This window comes from Streptomyces sp. NPDC001194 (assembly GCF_042896985.1).
GTDB lineage: Bacteria > Actinomycetota > Actinomycetes > Streptomycetales > Streptomycetaceae > Streptomyces.
In genome coordinates this window covers 19082-36848 of the sequence record NZ_JBIAXU010000029.1, presented here as the reverse complement: position 1 = coordinate 36848, position 17767 = coordinate 19082, and the positions used below count along the sequence as shown (strand labels likewise).

General features: G+C 73.8%; 15 protein-coding genes and 1 pseudogene. 5 read left to right on the top strand and 11 right to left on the bottom strand.

Features of this window, described 5'->3' with window-relative positions; all coding sequences use genetic code 11:
* Positions 1-28 precede the first annotated feature (28 nt).
* The 3 genes from ACFY1T_RS34335 to ACFY1T_RS34325 form a co-directional block, all read right to left on the bottom strand.
* Positions 29-760 carry a zf-HC2 domain-containing protein gene (locus ACFY1T_RS34335; protein WP_030873770.1) on the bottom strand — a complete coding sequence of 244 codons (732 nt, stop codon included), beginning with the start codon at positions 758-760 and terminating at the stop codon, positions 29-31.
* Positions 757-1362 (bottom strand): sigma-70 family RNA polymerase sigma factor, encoded by a 606-nt coding sequence (locus ACFY1T_RS34330; RefSeq protein ID WP_030873768.1) that lies wholly within the window; start codon positions 1360-1362, stop codon positions 757-759. The genes ACFY1T_RS34335 and ACFY1T_RS34330 overlap by 4 nt, the downstream gene beginning before the upstream one ends.
* A 99-nt stretch (positions 1363-1461) precedes the next feature.
* Positions 1462-2457 carry a DUF1996 domain-containing protein gene (locus ACFY1T_RS34325; RefSeq protein WP_390791670.1) on the bottom strand — a complete coding sequence of 332 codons (996 nt, stop codon included), beginning with the start codon at positions 2455-2457 and terminating at the stop codon, positions 1462-1464.
* Between the two features lie 124 nt (positions 2458-2581).
* On the opposite strand from ACFY1T_RS34325, the gene ACFY1T_RS34320 reads away from it, so the two are divergent.
* The 3 genes from ACFY1T_RS34320 (at position 2582) to ACFY1T_RS34310 (ending at position 8607) form a co-directional block, all read left to right on the top strand.
* Positions 2582-3316, top strand: a complete 735-nt coding sequence (locus tag ACFY1T_RS34320) for a DUF1838 family protein (protein WP_390791669.1) — start codon at positions 2582-2584, stop codon at positions 3314-3316.
* 506 nt (positions 3317-3822) lie between these two features.
* Complete coding sequence (locus tag ACFY1T_RS34315) at positions 3823-5607, top strand: S8 family serine peptidase (RefSeq protein WP_390791680.1); 1785 nt, start codon at positions 3823-3825, stop codon at positions 5605-5607.
* Positions 5608-5832: 225 nt separating this feature from the next.
* Complete coding sequence (locus ACFY1T_RS34310; RefSeq protein WP_390791668.1) at positions 5833-8607, top strand: AAA family ATPase; 2775 nt, start codon at positions 5833-5835, stop codon at positions 8605-8607.
* Positions 8608-8637: 30 nt separating this feature from the next.
* On the opposite strand, the gene ACFY1T_RS34305 is transcribed toward ACFY1T_RS34310, so the two are convergent.
* The 6 genes from ACFY1T_RS34305 to ACFY1T_RS34280 form a co-directional block, all read right to left on the bottom strand.
* Positions 8638-9555: a glycoside hydrolase family 19 protein gene (locus tag ACFY1T_RS34305; RefSeq protein ID WP_229342868.1), complete on the bottom strand. Its 918-nt coding sequence runs from the start codon at positions 9553-9555 to the stop codon at positions 8638-8640.
* 198 nt (positions 9556-9753) lie between these two features.
* The gene (locus ACFY1T_RS34300; RefSeq protein WP_030860844.1) at positions 9754-10167 is read right to left on the bottom strand and encodes a rodlin; all 414 of its coding nucleotides are present in this window, start codon (positions 10165-10167) and stop codon (positions 9754-9756) included.
* A 222-nt stretch (positions 10168-10389) separates the two neighbouring features.
* On the bottom strand, positions 10390-10581 hold the full coding sequence (locus ACFY1T_RS34295) for a DUF5302 domain-containing protein (RefSeq protein ID WP_030860847.1): 192 nt from the start codon (positions 10579-10581) through the stop codon (positions 10390-10392).
* Positions 10582-10839: 258 nt separating this feature from the next.
* Positions 10840-11775, bottom strand: coding sequence for a ketopantoate reductase family protein (locus tag ACFY1T_RS34290; protein WP_390791667.1), 936 nt, complete (start codon positions 11773-11775; stop codon positions 10840-10842).
* A gap of 60 nt (positions 11776-11835) precedes the next feature.
* On the bottom strand, positions 11836-12207 hold the full coding sequence (locus ACFY1T_RS34285) for a hypothetical protein (RefSeq protein ID WP_390791666.1): 372 nt from the start codon (positions 12205-12207) through the stop codon (positions 11836-11838).
* A gap of 317 nt (positions 12208-12524) precedes the next feature.
* Positions 12525-13445, bottom strand: a complete 921-nt coding sequence (locus ACFY1T_RS34280) for a MurR/RpiR family transcriptional regulator (protein ID WP_384705789.1) — start codon at positions 13443-13445, stop codon at positions 12525-12527.
* A gap of 221 nt (positions 13446-13666) precedes the next feature.
* Here ACFY1T_RS34280 and ACFY1T_RS34275 point away from each other — a divergent pair, with 221 nt between their 5' ends.
* Both ACFY1T_RS34275 and ACFY1T_RS34270 read left to right on the top strand, forming a co-directional pair.
* Positions 13667-14500: a PP2C family protein-serine/threonine phosphatase gene (locus ACFY1T_RS34275; RefSeq protein ID WP_384705791.1), complete on the top strand. Its 834-nt coding sequence runs from the start codon at positions 13667-13669 to the stop codon at positions 14498-14500.
* 45 nt (positions 14501-14545) lie between these two features.
* Positions 14546-15499, top strand: coding sequence for an MASE1 domain-containing protein (locus ACFY1T_RS34270; protein WP_390791679.1), 954 nt, complete (start codon positions 14546-14548; stop codon positions 15497-15499).
* A gap of 27 nt (positions 15500-15526) precedes the next feature.
* Here ACFY1T_RS34270 and ACFY1T_RS34265 read toward each other — a convergent pair whose 3' ends face one another.
* A complete protein-coding gene (locus tag ACFY1T_RS34265) occupies positions 15527-15745 on the bottom strand; it encodes an alpha-N-acetylglucosaminidase C-terminal domain-containing protein (RefSeq protein ID WP_390791678.1) in 219 nt (72 codons plus the stop codon).
* A gap of 127 nt (positions 15746-15872) precedes the next feature.
* Positions 15873-17519 (bottom strand): annotated as a pseudogene (locus ACFY1T_RS34260) (alpha-N-acetylglucosaminidase TIM-barrel domain-containing protein); the annotation flags it as partial.
* Positions 17520-17767: the final 248 nt, after the last annotated feature.

Genomic DNA, 17767 nt, shown 5'->3' with positions numbered 1-17767 from the left:
GGCCCCCCACCGCGGTGCGGCCCGCCTGTCACACCGGCATGGGCACCGACACGAACCGCTTGCCCGACTCGTTCTCGACCACGACCTCCTTGACGTCGGTCGGGTCAACCGCCGCCGAGCCGTCCAGCGACGCGCCCTTGCCCTCGCCGTTCTGGCTGCCGACGACCCAGCTGCCGGCGGACGTGCGCTTGCCGTCCTTGCCGACCACGATCAGCAGGCAGCGCTCGCCCGGCGGGATCCCCGCCACCGCCGCGTGCACCCGGACCCACTTGGCCGCCGGCGTCACCTGCACGGTCATGCGCGCATTCGTGCGCGCGTCGGTCGCCGAGGCCACCTTCGTACCCGCCGGCGGCGGCGAAGGCTGCGCCGAGACCGACGGCGAGGGCGTCGGCGGCAGTGCCACCGGAGTGCCGTCCGCCGAGCCCAATTGCGCCCCCGCCCAGAACACGGCGGCCAGCGAGGCCGCCGCGGCCAGTCCCGCGAGGCCCCATCGGCGGCGCCGCTCGCCCGCCGCCTCGCCCCGCACCTGCCGCAGCGTGCGCTGGAGCAGCAGATCGCCGCCCTGAGGCGGTCCGTCGAGGAAGGCCTCCGCGGGCACCTCGCCCAACGCCGCTTCCATTTCGCGCAACGCGGTCACCTCCTCACGGCATTGCACGCAGCCGCTCATGTGCGCCTCGGCCCGATAGATCTCATGCGCGTCCAGGACGCCGAGAACGTACGGGCCGAGCAGCTCCTCCTCCTCGTGCCGCTGCCGGTTCATGCCACCACCTCCTGCAGTCCAGCGCCCTGCCGGGGCGGCCTGCCCATTCGATTGCCCGCTCGGCCCTCCGTGGTCCCGCCTTGGCGGAACACCTCGCGCAGTGCCTTCAGCGCGTAGTGCGCCCGTGATTTGACCGTGCCCGCCGGGATGCCGAGGCTGTCGGCCGCCTCGGCCACGCTCAGCTGGCGGTAGTACAGCTCCTTCAGCACGTCCCGGTGTTCCGGGGACAACTGGTCGAGAGCGCCCAGCACGGTCATCGTGTCCACGATGGAATCCGCGTGGTCCAGCTCCACCGGGGGAGCGGCCGCGTCCCCGGAAACCTCGGCGGGGCGTGCCGCCTTGGCCCGGTAGCGGTCGGTGATGATGTTGCGGGCCACCGTCAGCAGCCAGCCGCGCACCGAACCCTTCCCGTTGACCAGCACCTCGGAGTGCCGCCAGGCGCGTATGAGCGTCTCCTGGACGACGTCCTCGGCAGTGGCCCGGTCTCCGGTCAGCCGGGTGGCGTATGCGAGCAGGGCGTGGCCGTGCTCCTCGTACACCGACCTGATCAGTGCCTCATCGGTCGATCCCCGCCGTGTACGGGGCCACAGTGGTCCGGCCATCTCACCCTCTCCGTCTTCCTCGCCCATCTGGTGCGGTCAGAACACGCGCCCCGCCGGGACCCGGTTCATGTGACCCCCGTCACTCGTGCGTGACGGCGCTCAGGTGCGGCAGGCGCGCCCCGCGTTGAGGCAGCCGACGACGAAGGCCATCTGCGCGTCCGTCATGGCGTTCACGAACATCGCGTGGTCCGTCTTCGGGCTGTGCCGCTGCTCGGGGAAGGAGTCGACGGCGACCGGGACCCCCGCCGGCACGTCGTACGCGAGGGAGACGCGCAGCTGGGGCACGGCGAACGTGCCCTGCGGGCAGACCCCGTTGGCCGCGGGGAAGAGGAGGTGGGCGCGGTGCCCCGGGCTCTCGGTGTCCAGCCCGTTCCAGCAGCTGGGGAAGACGAGCGTACGGGTGAGGCGCTCGCCGGCGGGGCAGCGCGGGTAGCGGGTGGTGGACCGGTCCGGGGAGCCGGAACAGCCCCAGCGGGCGCGTACGTCGGCGTCGCTCGGCGCGGTGTACGCCACCGCGTCGCCGGTCATCGCCCGCAGGAAGCGCGGCATCGGCACGACCTTGCCCACCGGGTTGCCGCGGAACTCCACGGAGACCGCCGCCTCGGGCAGGATCTCGCCCGCGTTGCCGTGCCCGGCGGAGCCTTCGTGCGGGTGGCTGCCCGCCCGGTCCGTCCGGCGCAGGACCGGCCAGTAGTACGTGGAGCGGTCGCCGCCGCGGCAACTGGTCGCGGCGGCGGCCAGGGAGGCGTCGGTCGACATCGCGTTCGTGGTCAGGTTCCCCACGTACGCGTGGGTGTGGTGGGCGCCGGAGCGCAGCCCCGGGGACACCACGAGGTTGTCCTCGTTGTAGTGGCGCTCTTCGTTGCGCCCGCAGTCCACCGCCACGGTGCCCGCCGAGGCGTCGGGACCGGTCGCCGACGGTTCGCGGGGGCCGGGCGGTACATCCTGTATGTCCACGTAGTCGCGGGAGTTCATCCCGGAATGCGAGGTCCCGTCGGGGCCCGAGGCCCGGGTGGCGCCCAGCACGGCGGCCGTCAGTCCGATGCCGAGCACCAGGCAGACGAGCAGTGGGAGCAGTCGGCGTTCGTTCCGCATGCGGGTCACGGTCGCCGCTGCGCGCCGCAGCGTCAACCTGGCATCCCGGATGCCGGGCGCGGGCCCGCCGCCGGGCACCTCGCGACCTTGCCGAGCCGGTCTCGGACCGCGCAGAGTGACCGGCATGACACCCGCCCAGCTCCTGCACGCGTTCGCCCGCACCCGCGCCTCGCTCGACGGCGGCGAGGTGACCTTCCGGTGGTCCGGGGACATCCACTCCTGGGCCCCCGGCCAGCCGTACCGGCGCCTCTTCGGCTTCGAGGGCCTCAACGTCGCCCGGCTCGTCCCGGACCCGGAGACCGACGGTTTCCAACTGCTCACCCGGGAGGCCGCCTTCTTCCTGGATCCGCAGACCCGCGAGATCCTGGAGACCTGGGAGGACAAGCCGGTCGTCCACATCTGGAACGATCCCGCCAATCTGCGGCTGCGGCCCTTCCCGGTCCCGCTGACCGAGCTCGGGGACCAGGTCTGCTTCAGTCTCGAGATCCCGCTCGCCTATCCGTCGCCGCTGCCGGTCGCCGACTACCCGCTGAACTCCGCCGACGACACGTACCGGGCGCTGGAGCTCTTCCAGTTCTTCGCGCCGGCCGCGGTGCTGACCACCGACGAGCCGAGCGTCCCGAGCACCATGTCCTGGACCCGGATGTCCCCGTGGATGCCGTGGATGGAGCAGGGGCAGCGCCCGGGCGGCCTCACCTTCCACTGCCGGGGCCACAAGCTGGGCTCCTACGCGGAGGTCCCGGAGCGCACCCGCGCGTACATCGCGGCCCGTCACCCGGAGTACGCCCACGCCCCGGAGAAGTGGACGGAGCCCAACGAGACGAGCTGGACCTACTTCCGCACCCACCACGCCCGGTAACGGGCTTTCCCGGCGAAACCGGGCGCGGGTCCGGGCGCGGGTCCGGGGGGCGATCCGGGCGGTGCTCCGGGCGGCGGGGGATACGGGGGGCCTGGGGGTCCGGGGCACGGGGGCGGGGGGTAGGGTCCGGGGAAGGTGTAGGGGGGGCGGCAGGGGTGCGGACAAGGGTTTTCCCTGTATCGGGTTCATCCCCGCGTTGCCTACTGTCTGCCCACCGGCGATCTCTCCCGCTCCGAACGGACCCCGCGCCAACCCCACATGGTGTGAAGCCGTCCGGGCGGGTGGATCGCCCGCACCGCCGTTGCCCCAGCCCCGCCGAAGCGGCCGGGACAACGCGGCGAGCAGCGGTGGCCGGGACGGGATTGACCGACCCGTCCCCGGCCCCGTAGCCGCCGGTTCACCTCCCACACTGCTCAACCGCCCGCTCCGGCTTGCCCGGAACCGGGCCCGCGAAAGGGAACACAGTGCACGCAACGAGACGAAGCAGGCTCATATCCGTGGTGGCGATGTCCGTCACCCTGCTCGCCGGCTCCGCCACCGCTTCCGTCGCCCTGGCCGGTTCGGAGCCCGCTCCGGCTCCGGCCGCCGCCTCCACCCTGCCGGCCGCGGGGGCGCCGGCCGCTCCGGACGCCGCTCCGGTGCAGAACCTGATCGTCGGCTACAAGTCCTCGGCCACCGAGGCCAGCTCCAACAAGGCCGCCGCGGACGACGCGACCGCCAAGGGCAAGAAGGCCGGCAAGAAGGCGAAGTTCGACCGCCGTCTGGGCACCGGTGCGGCCCTCGTCAACCTGGGCGGCTCCGTCGCCCCGGCCGCCGCGGCCGACGTGATGGCCCAGTTCCGTGCCGACCCGGACGTCGCGTACGTCGAGGCCGACTCCCGCGCCTACGCGATGGCCACCCCGAACGACACCGAGTACGCCAAGCAGTGGGACCTCTTCGAGCCCACCGGCGGCATGAACGTTCCTGCCGCCTGGGACAAGACCACCGGCTCCGGCGTCACCGTCGCCGTGATCGACACCGGCTACGTGACCCACTCGGACGTCGCCTCGAACATCGTCGCCGGCTACGACTTCATCTCCGACGCCACGGGCGCCCGTGACGGCAACGGCCGCGACAACAACCCCGCCGACGCGGGCGACTGGAGCGCGGCCGGCGAGTGCGGCACCGGCTCCCCGGCCAGCGGTTCCTCCTGGCACGGCACCCACGTCGCGGGCACCATCGCGGCCGCCACCAACAACGCCAAGGGCGTCGCGGGCATCGCGTACAACGCGAAGATCCAGCCCGTCCGCGTGCTCGGCAAGTGCGGCGGTACCACCTCCGACATCGTCGACGCGATCACCTGGGCCTCCGGCGGCACCGTCTCGGGCGTCCCGGCGAACGCCACCCCCGCCAAGGTCATCAACATGAGCCTCGGCGGCTCCGGCGCCTGCACCGCGAGCTACCAGAACGCCATCAACGCGGCCGTCGCCCGCGGCACCACCGTCGTGGTCGCCGCCGGCAACAGCAACGCGGACGCGGCCGGCTTCTCGCCCGCCAGCTGCAACAACGTGGTCTCCGTGGCCGCCACCAACCGCACCGGTGACCGCTCGTTCTACTCGAACTTCGGCAGCCGCGTCGACGTCTCCGCCCCGGGCGGTGAGACCCGCCGCGCCACCGACACGCCCGGCACCGTCACCACCCCCGAGAACGGGATCCTCTCGACGCTGAACAACGGCGCCACCACCCCGGGCTCCGAGATCTACAAGCCCTACCAGGGCACCAGCATGGCCGCCCCGCACATCGCGGGCCTCGCCGCGCTCGTCGTCGCCGCCAAGCCCTCGCTGACCCCGGCGCAGGTCGAGTCGGCCATCAAGGCCAACGCCCGCCCGCTGCCCGGCACCTGCACCGGCGGCTGCGGCACCGGCATCGCCGACGCGGCCGCGACCATCGCCGCCGTCACCTCGACGCCCGCCCCGGGCTTTGAGAACGGTACGAACGTGAACATCCTCGACAACACGACCGTCGAGAGCCCGATCACCGTCAGCGGAGTCGCGGGCAACGCCCCGGCCGCGCTCAAGGTGAACGTGAACATCGTGCACACCTACATCGGTGACCTCAAGGTCGACCTGGTCGCCCCGGACGGTTCCGTCTACACCCTGCACAACCGCGCGGGCGGCGGCACCGCCAACATCAACCAGCAGTACTCCGTGAACGCCTCCTCGGAGGTCGCCAACGGCACCTGGAAGCTCCGCGTCAACGACAACGCGGGCGGCGACACCGGCTTCATCGACTCCTGGAGCCTCGGCTTCTGAGGACCTGAAACCCGCGCCGGTCAGCAGCACCCGGCCGGCCGCGCCAGTACGGACCGATGAGCCCGCGGACCTGCCGATACACCTCGTATCGGCAGGTCCGCAGCCGTTTCCTGACAGCTGACTGAATTCTGCGTCACAATCCGGGTCCACCCGGCATCCGACCTCGTATTGTCGCGTCTCACAGGACATGCACAGGAGCGGGGACGAGAGGCTGGTGGCTGCTGCGTGGTGGCGGCGACGGGGAACGCTGACACGACCGTCGGACACGGTGAACTGATCAAGGAGGTCGAACGTGCCCTGACCGGGCACGGGCGGGCCCTCCTCACCGGACCCGCCGGCGCGGGCAAGACCGAGGTGGCCGGGGCCGTCGCGGCCGCCGCCGCGGCCCGCCACGAGACCGTGCTCCGCCTCGCTCCCGAGGCCGCCGACCAGTGGATACCGGAGGCCTCGGCCGCCGCGCTCCTCGCCTCCGTACCCGGCGCCGCCCTGGACCGGCTCTCCGGGCCCCAGCGCACCGCCATCGCCCTCCTGCGCCGCGAGGCCGACGCACCCCGCGCCGGCCGCGACCACGTCGCGCTGCGCCTCGCCGTCGTCGAGGTCCTGCGCACCCTCGCCGCCCGCACCCCCGTCCTGCTCGTCCTCGACAACGCCCAGTGGCTGGATGCGGAAAGCACCGATCTGCTCCGGTTCGCCCTGCGGCTGACCCCGCCCCGCGTACGGGTCCTCGTGGCCGAATGCGTCCAGGGCGGCGCCCCCGTCGGCGGCCCCCTGTGCGGCCCCGGCACCCCCGCGATCCGCGTCCCCGCGCTCGGCGCCGACGAGGTCGCCGAACTCCTCGCCCGCCACGGCCTCCCCGCCCGCCTCGCCGGCCGCATCCACCAGGCCAGCGGCGGCAACCCGCGCCTCGCCCTCGCCCTCGGCCACTCCCTCGCCGAGGCCGCCGAGGCCCGCGACGCCAGTGCCCACCACGCCGACCCCCTGCCCCTGTCCGGCCAGGCCCGCGAGGTCGCCCGCCGGCTCCTCGCCGAAGCCCCGGCCCCCGCCCGCCGCACCCTGCTGCTCGCCGCCCTCGCGGCGCGCCCGACCACCGCGTTGCTGCGCCGGGCCGGACGACCCGACGCCGAGGCCGAGCTGGCCGAAGCGGAACGGGCCGCGCTGGTCACCGTGGGGGAGGACGGCGCCGTCGCCTTCACCGCAGGGGCCCTGCCCATGGCCCTGGCCGCCGACGCCGGCTGGCCGGAGCGCGCGGCCGGGCATTCCGCGCTCGCCGCCGCCGTCGACGACCCCGTCCAGGCCGTACGCCACCGCGCCCTGGCCGTGGACACCCCCGACGAGTGGCTCGCCGCCGAGATCACCGAGGCCGCCGCGGCCTGCCGCAGACGCGGCCAGCGGGCCCTGGCCGCAGAGCTCGGCCTGCTCGCGGCCGAACGCACCCCGACCAACAGGCCCGGGGACGAACTGGCCCGCCTCGTCGCCGCCGCCGAGGACGCGGGCTGGGCCGGCCGCGCCGACCTCGCCCGCCGCGCCACCCGCGCGGTCCTGGCCCGCGACGCCTCGCCCGCCGACCGGGTGCGCGCCCGGCTCGCCGTGATCGACGCGGCGGGACAGGCCCTCGCCGCCCTCGACGAGACCTTCGCGTACGCCATGGACGACGCCGCCGGGGACCCCGCCCTCCAGGCGGCCGTACAGCTGCGGATCGCCACGAAGTACAACCTCAGCGACGGCGACCCCGTCCGCTCCCGCGACGCCGCGGCCGAGGCCGGCGCGCTCGCCGCCCTCGGCGGCGACCAGGTCGCCGAGGCCATGGCCCTGACCGTACGGGCCCGGATGGGCCGCATCCTCGGGGACCCCGACGCCGAGGACATCCTGGCCGAGGCCCTGGCCCTGCCCGCCCCCGAGGTGCCGCTCGGCATGCGCAACGCGCCCCAGTACCTCGACGTACGGCACGCCCTGTTCGACGACCGCCTCGACGACGCCCGGCGGCAGCTGCTCGTCCTGCTCCCCGCCGTCCGGCGCACCGGATCCGCCGAGGACGTCTTCGAGGTCCTGCGCAGCCTCACCGAGGTGGAGCTGCGCCGCGGCCGCTGTACGTCCGCCTCCGCGCACGCCCGCCGCGCCCTCGAACTCACCATCGAGGCGGGCCTCTCGCCCGGCCCCGCCTGGTACGCCTCCGCGATGGCCGAGGCCATGGGCGGCAGCTTCGCCCGCGCCGCCGGCTACGCCCGGCGCGGCATCCAGGCCTCCGAGGAGGAACACGACCAGGTCTTCCTCTCGCGCAGCCTGTACGCGCTCGGCCTGACGGAGCTGGCGACGGGGGAGGCGGCCAGAGCCGTGGCCACCCTGCGCCGCGTGGCCGAACTGGAGGAGGCCCAGCAGGTCGTCGACCCCTCGATCCTGCGCTGGCACGGAGAGCTGGCCGAGGCGCTGGTGGCGGCCGACGCACCCGACGAGGCGGCCGAACTGCTCGGAGCCGTCCGTACGGTGGCCGTCGGTCTGGGCCGCACCGGCGTGGTCGCCGCCCTGGACCGGGCCCGCGGCCTGTGCCTGTCCGCGCACGGCGACGCCGACGCCGCCGTGGAGCTGCTGGAGGACACGGCGCAGCGGTTCGCCGCGCTCGAGCTCCCGGTGGAGCGCGGCCGTACGCTGCTCGCCCTGGCCCGGGTGGAGCGGCGCCGGCGGCGGCGCGCCCCCGCCCGCGCCGCGCTGCGCGCCGCCGCGGAGGTGTTCACCGCGGCCGGCGCGAAGCCCTGGGCCGAACTAGCCGCGGAGCACCGGGAGCCGGCCCCGGCCCCGGGCGGCGGCCGGGCCGTGGCGCCGGGGGTGCTGACCGAGGCGGAGACCCGGCTCGCCCTGCTCGTCGCGGAGGGCGCCAGCAACCAGGAGGCGGCCGCGAAGCTGTTCGTCAGCGTCAAGACGGTCGAGGCCAGGCTGACGCGGATCTACCAGAAGCTCGACGTCCGCTCCCGGGCCCAGCTGGCCACCACCCTGCGCACCCGCTGAGGGTGCGCAGGGGCCGGGGTGACGGCGGGCTCAGCAGCCCAGGTTGCCGCCCGGGCTCACGCCCAGGATCTGCGTGAAGGACTGGTACGCGTTGATCCGGCTCTGGACCTGGGCGGGGTTGCCGCCGTTGCACTCCAGGGAGCCGTTGATGGAGCGGATCGTCTCGCCGAACCCGGCTCCGTTGACCATGGCGGCGTGCGCGGTCATGGTGCCCGGGCCGTTCTGGGTGTTCCAGTACCAGAGGGCGGTCTTCATGGCGACGGCCGGATCCTGCTCCACGAGGTACGGGTTGGCGAGCAGGTTGATGCCGAGCGCGTCGCCCGCGGCCTTGTAGTTGAAGTTCCAGCTGAGCTGGATCGGGCCGCGGCCGTAGTAGGCGGCCTGCCCGGCGGGACAGCCGTACGGCTGGCTCGCGTCGCAGTAGTGGGGGTAGTTGGCGGTGTTCTGCTCGACGATGTACACGAGCCCGCCCGTCTCGTGCGACACGTTCGCCAGGAACGCCGCCGCCTCGCGCCGCTTGACGGTGTCGTCACCGGTGTTGGCGAAGCCGGGGTACGCCGACAGGGCCGCGACCAGGCCGTTGTACGTGTAGAAGGGGTTCCGGTTCGGGAACATCTGGTTGAACTGGGCCTGGGAGACCACGAATCCGGACGGGTTGCCGGGATCCGGGTCCTGGCCGCCGCCACCGCCGCAGGTGCCGAGGTCGGACCAGACGCCCCATTGCCCGGTGGTGCCGGGCGTCTCGCCCTGCGTCCACCACTTGGCCTGCCAGTTGTGCCCGCTGTACGAGGCGCTCATACCGCCCGTGTAGACGGCGGACGAGGACCACGGGGAGACGCAGGCCGCGGCGGCGGAGGCGGGCGAGGCGGGGAGGGCGACCGCGAGGCCGATGGTGGCGGCCGCGGCGGCGGCCAGGGCGAGAGCTCGGCGGCGAAGCGCACGTATCACGTAACTGCTCCTTCAGTGGGGGGAATTGCCGTGGGGGGCATTCCCGGCCACTGAAGCGAAGCTGGTCTGGACCTGTCAAGGTCTAGACCAGCATTCATTCGTTTCGGACAACATCCGGGGGCGCCCGCTCCGGCAGGAAACGGGCTGGGCCCGTACGCGCCATCGCGCGTACGGGCCCAGCCGGTCGTCCAGGAGCGGTCAGCTGCCGGCGGAGAGGTTGCCGGAGAGGACCGGGATGTTGTCCACGATGTGGGAGAGAGACTCGTCGCCCTTGGCCTGGGTGGAGTTCTCGGTGCACTGCTGGTTCATCGGGTTGGACAGGACGTTGACGTCCTGGACGCCGATGTTGGCGAGGACGGCCACCAGCGACTGGGCGTTGACCTTCGCCGGCAGGCCGACGCAGAGCTTGTTGAGGGAGCCCTGGACCGCGCTGAGCTGCGGGCTCATCGCGCCCTTGGTCTCCTGGTTGCCGTAGATCTGCGCGGAGTCGTTGCCGTTGACGGTGTTGATCCCGTTGTCGTTGCCGATCGCCATCGCCGGGGCGGCAACCGCGGCACCGAGGCCCAGCACGGAGGCGGTGACCGCAGTGGTGGCCATGAGCTTCTTGAGCATGAGGATTTTCCTTCTGTAGCGCTGTTGCATGGGATGGCTGCCCCCGGCGGGACGAGCTGATCAACTGCAATCCGTGCGCTTGGTTATCCGCTGTCACCCGAGTGGCCCAGCGCGTCCACCGCGGCCGGGGGCGCGCGAAGGGGCCGTCTCCCACTCCGTGAGCGGGAGACGGCCCCTTCGTCCGACATCTTCAGGGTGCGCCGTGGAGACGGCCGCGGGCGGTCAGCCCGTCTTGCGGCGGGTCTTCTTGTTCTTGCCGCCGGCGCCACCGCTGGCGCCCTGGATCTTGGCCCGGCTCTGGTGAGCCTGCTGTGCGTGGGCACTGCGGGCGTTGCGGTCGAGGGCCTCCCGGAACTTGCGCTTGGCCTCCTCGGCCGGCGATTCGTCCTGCGGGGTGTCCGACTCTTCTGCCATGTGTCCTCCTGGATCGACCTGAAGCCGTCCCAGTCTGTCACTCTCCGTCCCCCCTGACCAGCGAGTTCCGTTCCGGGGGCCCGGGCCGCACCGGGTCGGGGAGCCTTCCGGGCCCGGGGCGACGGCCTCGTCCGGGGCCGGCGCGGGTCCGTACAAGCGAAATCCCGGGCCTCGCGGGGAGACCCGGGACTTCACTGGTGCACTTCGCTTGACCGCCGTGTTCAACGACGGACCGGTGCGGAGGTCACGCCCGGGAGATCAGGCACCGGTCCGGGCCGGCAGTACGCGCCGCTGGTGCACCCGCAGCTGCAGGGTGGCGAGGTCGAGCAGCGGGGTGGGCACGCCGAGCGCGCGGGCCCGGGCCGTCAGATCGCCGAAGACGTGCTCGACCTCGGTGGGCCGGCCGGAGGCAAGGTCCCGGTACATCGACGGGGTGAGCGGGGATCCGGGCGCGGTCACCGTGCGCGCCGTGAAGGCGAGTTCGGCCTCCGGGACGGGATGCCCGGCCGCGGCCGAGACGGCCGCCGCCTCGGCGAGTACGGACGGCCCGAGCCCGGCGCCGCCGGGCACGGCCCCGACCTCGCCCACGGAGCCGCGCCCCAGGCAGGTGACGGCCGCCAGCGTGCTGATGAACACCCACTTGTGCCACATCGAGCCGACGACGTCCGCGGTGGCGGGGCTGTCGATGCCCGCCGCGGTCAGCGCGGCGCGTACGGCGTCCACGCGCGCGGAGGGCCGGCCGTCGAGTTCGCCGGTGATCACCACCGACGGCGGGGCCATGCGCACAATGTCGCCGTGCTCGTTCAGGGTGGTGACCACCTTGGCGACACCGCCGAGGACCCGAGCCCCGCCGAAGCGGTCGGTCAGGTGGTCGAGATGGGCGAAGCCGTTCAGCAGCGGCACGATCGCGGTGCCCGGCCCCACCGCCGGGGCCAGGTCCTTCGCCGCGCGGTCGAGGGCGGTGGACTTCACCGACAGGAGGACCAGGTCGTACGGGCGCGAGAGCGCGTCCGCGGTCACCAATTCGGGAGTGAGGGCGAGCTCTTCGCCGAGGCCCGTCACCCGCAGCCCGCGCTCGCGCAGGACGGCGGCCCGCTCCGGGCGGACCAGGAAGGTGACGTCCTGCCCGGCCAGGGCGAGACGGGCGCCGAACCAGCCGCCCACGGCGCCGGCGCCGACTGTCAGGATTTTCATACGGGACAGCCTGTCACGGGACCGTGCGGTCCCGCCGGGCCCGGTGGAGGGAAAGCGGCGTCAACTCTGCGTGACGCGCAGCGCGTCGCCGACCAGGCGTACCGCGCGGGAGAGGCGGCCCAGCTGCTGGAGCTCGACGGCGTACATCCGGATGGAGCTCTCGATGACGGTCTCGGCCACGCCCATCGAGGGCAGTTCCGCCCGGCTGGTCTCCAGGGCGACCCGGACCGCGCGCATCTCGTGCTGGAGCTGGAGCTGGGCGTGCCGGGTGAGGAGGACGGGGCTGCGGGTCAGTGTCGGGTAGCTGCCGTAGCGGGCCGGCAGCAGATCCCGCAGCCAGCGCATGGCCGTGCGTTCCCAGTCGTGGGTGCCGGGGGTCTTGACCTGGCAGGGCCAGTCGGGGCTGAGCGTGGTGGAGGCCGTCTGGCGCATTCTCGTCGCTTCCGAGTGGTGTGGAACTCTGATCGAGACGTTGGTGGGCGGCCTCGGCCCAGGGGTTGACCGAGGCCGCCACAAGCGCTCTGGTTGGATACCGGTGCCGGGAACGGGCACCCGGCGCGGGGCGTGAGGAGGAGCCGTCCCGCGCGGGTGTCCGTTCTGGGAGGGCGTGGGGTCGCCCTCCTTGGCGTCCGTGGATCCGGCGCGCTGCTCAGTAAACATATATACCGTCGAGTAGACAAGAGAATGAAAAATTACATACGCCTACGTGGCGTGAAAGTGGACTACCCCGTACCGGTTGAAAATCGGCCTTACAGGAAGAAGCCGTGCTGGTCGGCGACCTGCTCGTACCCCTCGAGCCGCGCCTGCGTCCGCTCGGGATCCGCGTCGGCCATGGCCTGGAGAAGTGCGGCGGAGAGCATCCCCGGGGCCGCGTACGAGTCGAAGACCAGCCGGGCACCCGTCCCGGCGGTCAGCGCCACGTCCGCCTCGTCCACCAGCGGGCCCAGGGTGGTGTCGGTGATCAGCGCGATCTTCAGCCCGGCGCTGCGCGCCGCCCGCAGCGCCGACAGGGTCTCCTTGGCGTGCCGGGGCATCGCGAAGGCCAGTGCCCAGGTCCCGCCGGCCTCCCTGGACTGGAGCAGTGCGTCGTAGGCGACGCTGCCACCACGTGTCACCAGCCGGACATCGGGGTGGATGCGCCGTGCCGCGTACGCGAAGTACTCCGCGAGCGAGACCGAGATCCGCAGCCCCAGGACCGTCAGCGGCACCGAGCGGGCCAGCTCGCGGCCGATGTCGAGCACCTGGTCGGTGTCGGCGAGCAGGCGCCGGACGTTCTCCAGGTTCACGATCTCGGCGTCCACGGCCGCCTGGAGCTCGTTGCGGCGGAACTGCTCGCGGCTCTCCGGGGAGCCCGCGACCGCGCTCAGCGCCATCGGCTGCAGGGCGTCGCGCAGGGCCGGATAACCGCTGAAGCCGAGCGACGTGGCGAAACGTGTCACCGAGGGCTGGCTGACCCCCACCCGCTCCGCGAGCTCGGTGATCGAGAGGAACGCGGCCTCGGTGAGGTGGTCGACCAGGTACTGGGCGATGCGCCGCTGCCCCGGGGACAGCCGGCGGCCGTCGAAGAGGGCGCGGACCCGGTCGCCGGGGGCCCGTTCATGGACCGGCGGCGCCTGCCCACTCGGCGTGATCGCGGCCGCCTGTGCGCGTGCCTGCTGCCCCGATGACACCGATGGGCCTCCCTCTCATGTCACTCGTCTTCAAACATAGCTCACGCCCTGTGGTCGGACCGGGCCGGTGCCGGGCCGCGGGGCGCATCTCTCGCGACCCCCGGATGGCGGAAATATGATGTGGTCGGCTCTCCGGCGCAGCGCCCACCGCGAAAGCCGGGATCCGAGTGCCGAGAGCAGGGACGTAAGCAGGGACCTATGGATGCACCCGCGAGCGGTCCATGACCCCGCCCCGACCTCCGAAGTCGGTGAGCGCGGCCGACCTCCTGAGCACCCTGGGGCGGCTCACCGCCCGCGCCCGCGCGGGCGCGGAACTGCAAGTGGCCAGGGTGGAGCTCGCCGAGGCCCTCCAGCGCGAGATGCTGCCCGGCTCCCTGCCCGCCCTGCCCGGTCTGCGCAGCGCGGCCCGCTACGCACCCGCCCGCCACGGCCTGGACATCGGCGGTGACTGGTACGACGGCTTCCGGCTGTCCGGAGGCGGGCTCGCCTTCTCCATCGGCGACGTCCAGGGGCACGACGTGGAGGCAGCCGCCTTCATGGGGCAGGTCCGCGTCGGCGTGCGCGCCGTGTCCACCGTCCTCGTGGACCCCGGCGAGGTGCTGAGCCGGGCCAACGACGTCCTGCTGTCGATGGACTGCGAGCTCTTCGCGACGTGCACGCTGCTCCGCTTCGACCCCGAGACCCGGGTGCTCGAGAGCGCCCGGGCCGGACACGTGCCCTCCGTCTGGGCCACGGTCGACGGCCGCTACGGCATCACCGACGACGAGGGCGGCCTGCCGCTCGGGGTGGAGCCCGGGGCCCGGTACACGGTGACCCGGCGCCGGCTGGACCGGGCGGGCTCCATCGTCCTGCTCACCGACGGCGTGGTCGAGGGGCCCTCGTTCCCCATCGACGTGGGACTGGCCCGGGTGGCCCGCGTGGTCCGGGAGGCCGCGGGCGCCGACCCCGACGAGATCGCCGCCGAAATCATGAAGGTGGCCGACTCCACCGGACACGCGGACGACGCGGCGGTGCTCGTCCTCAGCCACGACGCGGCAGGACCCCCGCGCCGGTAGCGCGTGTCACGCCCCGCCCGGAGGCGGCGGTTGTTGTCTGATGCTGTGGTGCGCACCGAGGAATGGCGACGTGTCGGCGGAACTCTTCTCGGGATCCTGATCGTCGCCACCGCCTACTACGCCTCAGGACGGATCGGCCTCCTGCTGCGCGTGGTGGTCGACGGTGCGGTGGTGACGCCCCTGTGGCTGCCCACCGGCATCGCGGTCGCCGCCCTGCTCTGGTTCGGACTGCGGATCTGGCCGGGCATCGCCCTCGGAACGTTCCTCGCCATCGAACACCTCGCCACCTTCCACCTCGCCGACCTCGGCATCATCGCCGGGAACACCCTCGCGCCGGTGTGCGCGTACCTGCTGCTGCGCCGCGTGGGCTTCCGCGTCGAGATCGACCGGCTGCGCGACGGCCTGGCCCTGGTGTTCCTCGGCGGCCTGGTGCCGATGCTGATCAGCGCGACCATCGGCACCGCGGTGCTGGTGGCCACCGGGACCCTGGCGCCCTCCGGGTTCTGGCCGGTGTGGTCGGCGTGGTGGGCGGGCGACGCGATGGGCGTGCTCGTGCTGACCCCGCTGCTGCTCGTCGTGCCCCGGGTGCGGATGCCCCGGGACGCCTACCGGGTCGCCGAGGGGGTGGGGCTGACCCTGGCCGCCGGCGCCGTCGTCCTCGTGGCCACGCGGAGCTCCCTGTCGCTGCTCTTCCTCGTCTTCCCGCTGCTGATCTGGTCGGCCGTACGCTTCCAACTGGCCGGCAGCGCGCCCTGCGTCCTGCTCGTGTCCGTCCTGGCGATCTCGGCGGCGACCGACGAGGTCGGCCCGTTCGCCGACCACACCCTCTTCGAGGTCATGGTCAACCTCCAGGCGCTCAACGGCTCGGCGGCCCTCACCGCGCTGCTGCTGTCCGCGCTGGTCACCGAGCAGAACAACGTCCGCACGGAGATCGAGCGCGTGTGCGGGGAACTGGCCGAGGTCGTCGAGCGGCTCGCCCCGGGCCGGCCGGGGGAGTGACCCGGCCGGGGGAGTGACCGGCCCCGCTCAGGTACGGCCGCCCGCCGGCGGCAGCGCGTCCGCGACGGCGCGCGCGAGGGCGTACGGATCCCCGCTCGGCCGGGTCAGACGGCCGGTCGTACGGGGCGCCCAGGCGTCCTCGACGGCGTACCGGTCGATGGCCCGCGGCGCCGCTCCCGAGACCAGGGCCCGGTCCAGCGAGGCGAAGTAGCGCGCCCAGCGCGGAGCGTGGAACTCCGCCGGCAGCCCGGCCCATTCGCGGTTCGCGCAGTCGTGCAGCGAGGAGGGCCGCTCGCCGGCGGTACGGGTGCCCCCCCGTGGTCAGCAGGGAGCGTACGTCGTACTCGCAGCGGTCCCGCTCCGCCTCGTCCGCGCCCCAGGACCGGGCGTCGGCCGTCCACCGCCCGAACAGGAAGTGCGGGTCGGATCCGGTGGCGGCCGCCAGCAGCCGCTCGTCGCGCTGCCACTCCCCGACCAGCAGCCGGAACCGGCCCAGGTCCCCGGCCCCGTAGGCGGCCCTGATCCGCGGCAGCAGCACCCGGGAGCGGTTGGCGAGGGCCTGGCGGGCCGTGTCCACGAGGTCGTAGCGGTACGCGCTCGAACGGCGCAGCCGCGGCGAGACCTTCAGCAGCGCGTCCAGTGCGGTGCGCACCGTGGCCGCCGGATGGCGCATGTCGCCGGGGGTCCAGGCGCTCGCCTTGTTCGCCGTCAGGCTCGGGCGGGCCGTGAACAGGCCGTCCTGGGGCTGCGCGGAGTCCGTACCGGTGCTGTAGGGGCCGCTGCGCAGGGCCTCCCAGGCGGCGGCCGCGTACCCGTCCTCGGCGCCGTAGCGGCGGCGCGCGTAGGCGGCGAACCACTTCTTCCGGTCGAGGGGACCCGGCTCCCAGGCCAGATCGGTGAAGAGCGCGAAGGCCGCCGGATCGAGCCCGGCCGCCTCCGGCATGTACGCGATGCCGGCCAGCGCGCTGTCCGGCTTGGCCCGCCACGCGTCGAACCGCCGGAGCCAGGCACCGGTGTCGGCGCCGATCGTCGTGTGCCCGCCGCGGGCGCGCTGCGCGGCGTAGTAGTCGGCCGCGAGCGAGGTGAAGACCGGACCGGCGGGATCCAGCCAGTCGGGCCGGGCGAAACCGTCCCAGGTGCCCTGCGGATGGACCCGGGCGCCGGGGTTGCGCTCGGCGAAACCGGGCGGCACGGTGCCGAAGCTGCCGGGAAGGACCGGGGTCATGCCGAGGGCGCGCAGTTCACCGGCGGCCCGCGCGCCGAGCGCCGCGCGCTCCTCGATCAGCCGCTCGCCGACCGGGCCGCCGAACCCGCTCGGGTTCTGCAGCAGCCACCAGCTCTGGTGCGCGGGGGCGGGGATCCATGCGCGCAGTTCCGCCGCCGTGTACCCGTGCCGCCGCAGGGCCGCGCAGTACGGGTACTCCGCGCCGACCCGGACCAGTACCTCGTTGATGCCGTGCAGGGCGAGCAGGTCGATCTGACGCCGGCGTTCCTCCCAGGTGCGGTACGCGCCCGCGTACCCGTCGTCGGTGTCGTTGAGGGCGTACCGGTGGCGGACCGGGGCGGTGCGGGTGACCGGCCGCGGCACACCGGGCAGGACGTCGGGGAGCGCGCCCAGGCTGTCGCCCGGCCGGCCGATGTCCACCCGGGCCACGTTCCGCAGGTACCAGCCGACCCCGGTCAGTGCGGTCGCGGGCGTACTGCCCCGGACCACGACGGCTCCCGCCCGGCCGGACACCGTGAAGCGGTCCTGGCCGTCGGCGCCCCGGGAACCGGGCAGGAGGGTGAACTGGAGGGCGTGCCGCGGAGGCAGCAGGCGGCGCAGCGCGGCCTCGGCGGCGGGGAGCCGGGGGCGGGGCGGCCCGTCGGACGCGGCGGCCGGGCCGGGTGCGGCCGCGGCAGCCGCCCGGGGGAGGGGCAGGGCAGCGGCTCCGCCCGGGGAGGTCGCCAGGGCCAGCAGCGCGAGGAGGGCGGCGAGCCCGGACCGGCGGGACGGCCGGGGCCGGTCGGATGGTGGCATCGGGGGGTCCTCCCGGCCCGGCGTCCCCGCAGGGCGGCAGCCCGATGACGCCACAGGGCCCGGGAGGTGACGGGCCGGCAGGTGCCCGCGGCCCGTACCGCCGAACCGGCTCCTCCTCCCGGCCGGTCCGTGCGGCGCCCCCACCACCGGCTGGTCCGAGCGAACACGGCGGTGCAAACGCGCCCACCCGGCAGCGGAGGAGCTCCGCTGCCGGGTGGGCGGTGGGGAGGGAGAGGGGAGAGGAGCGG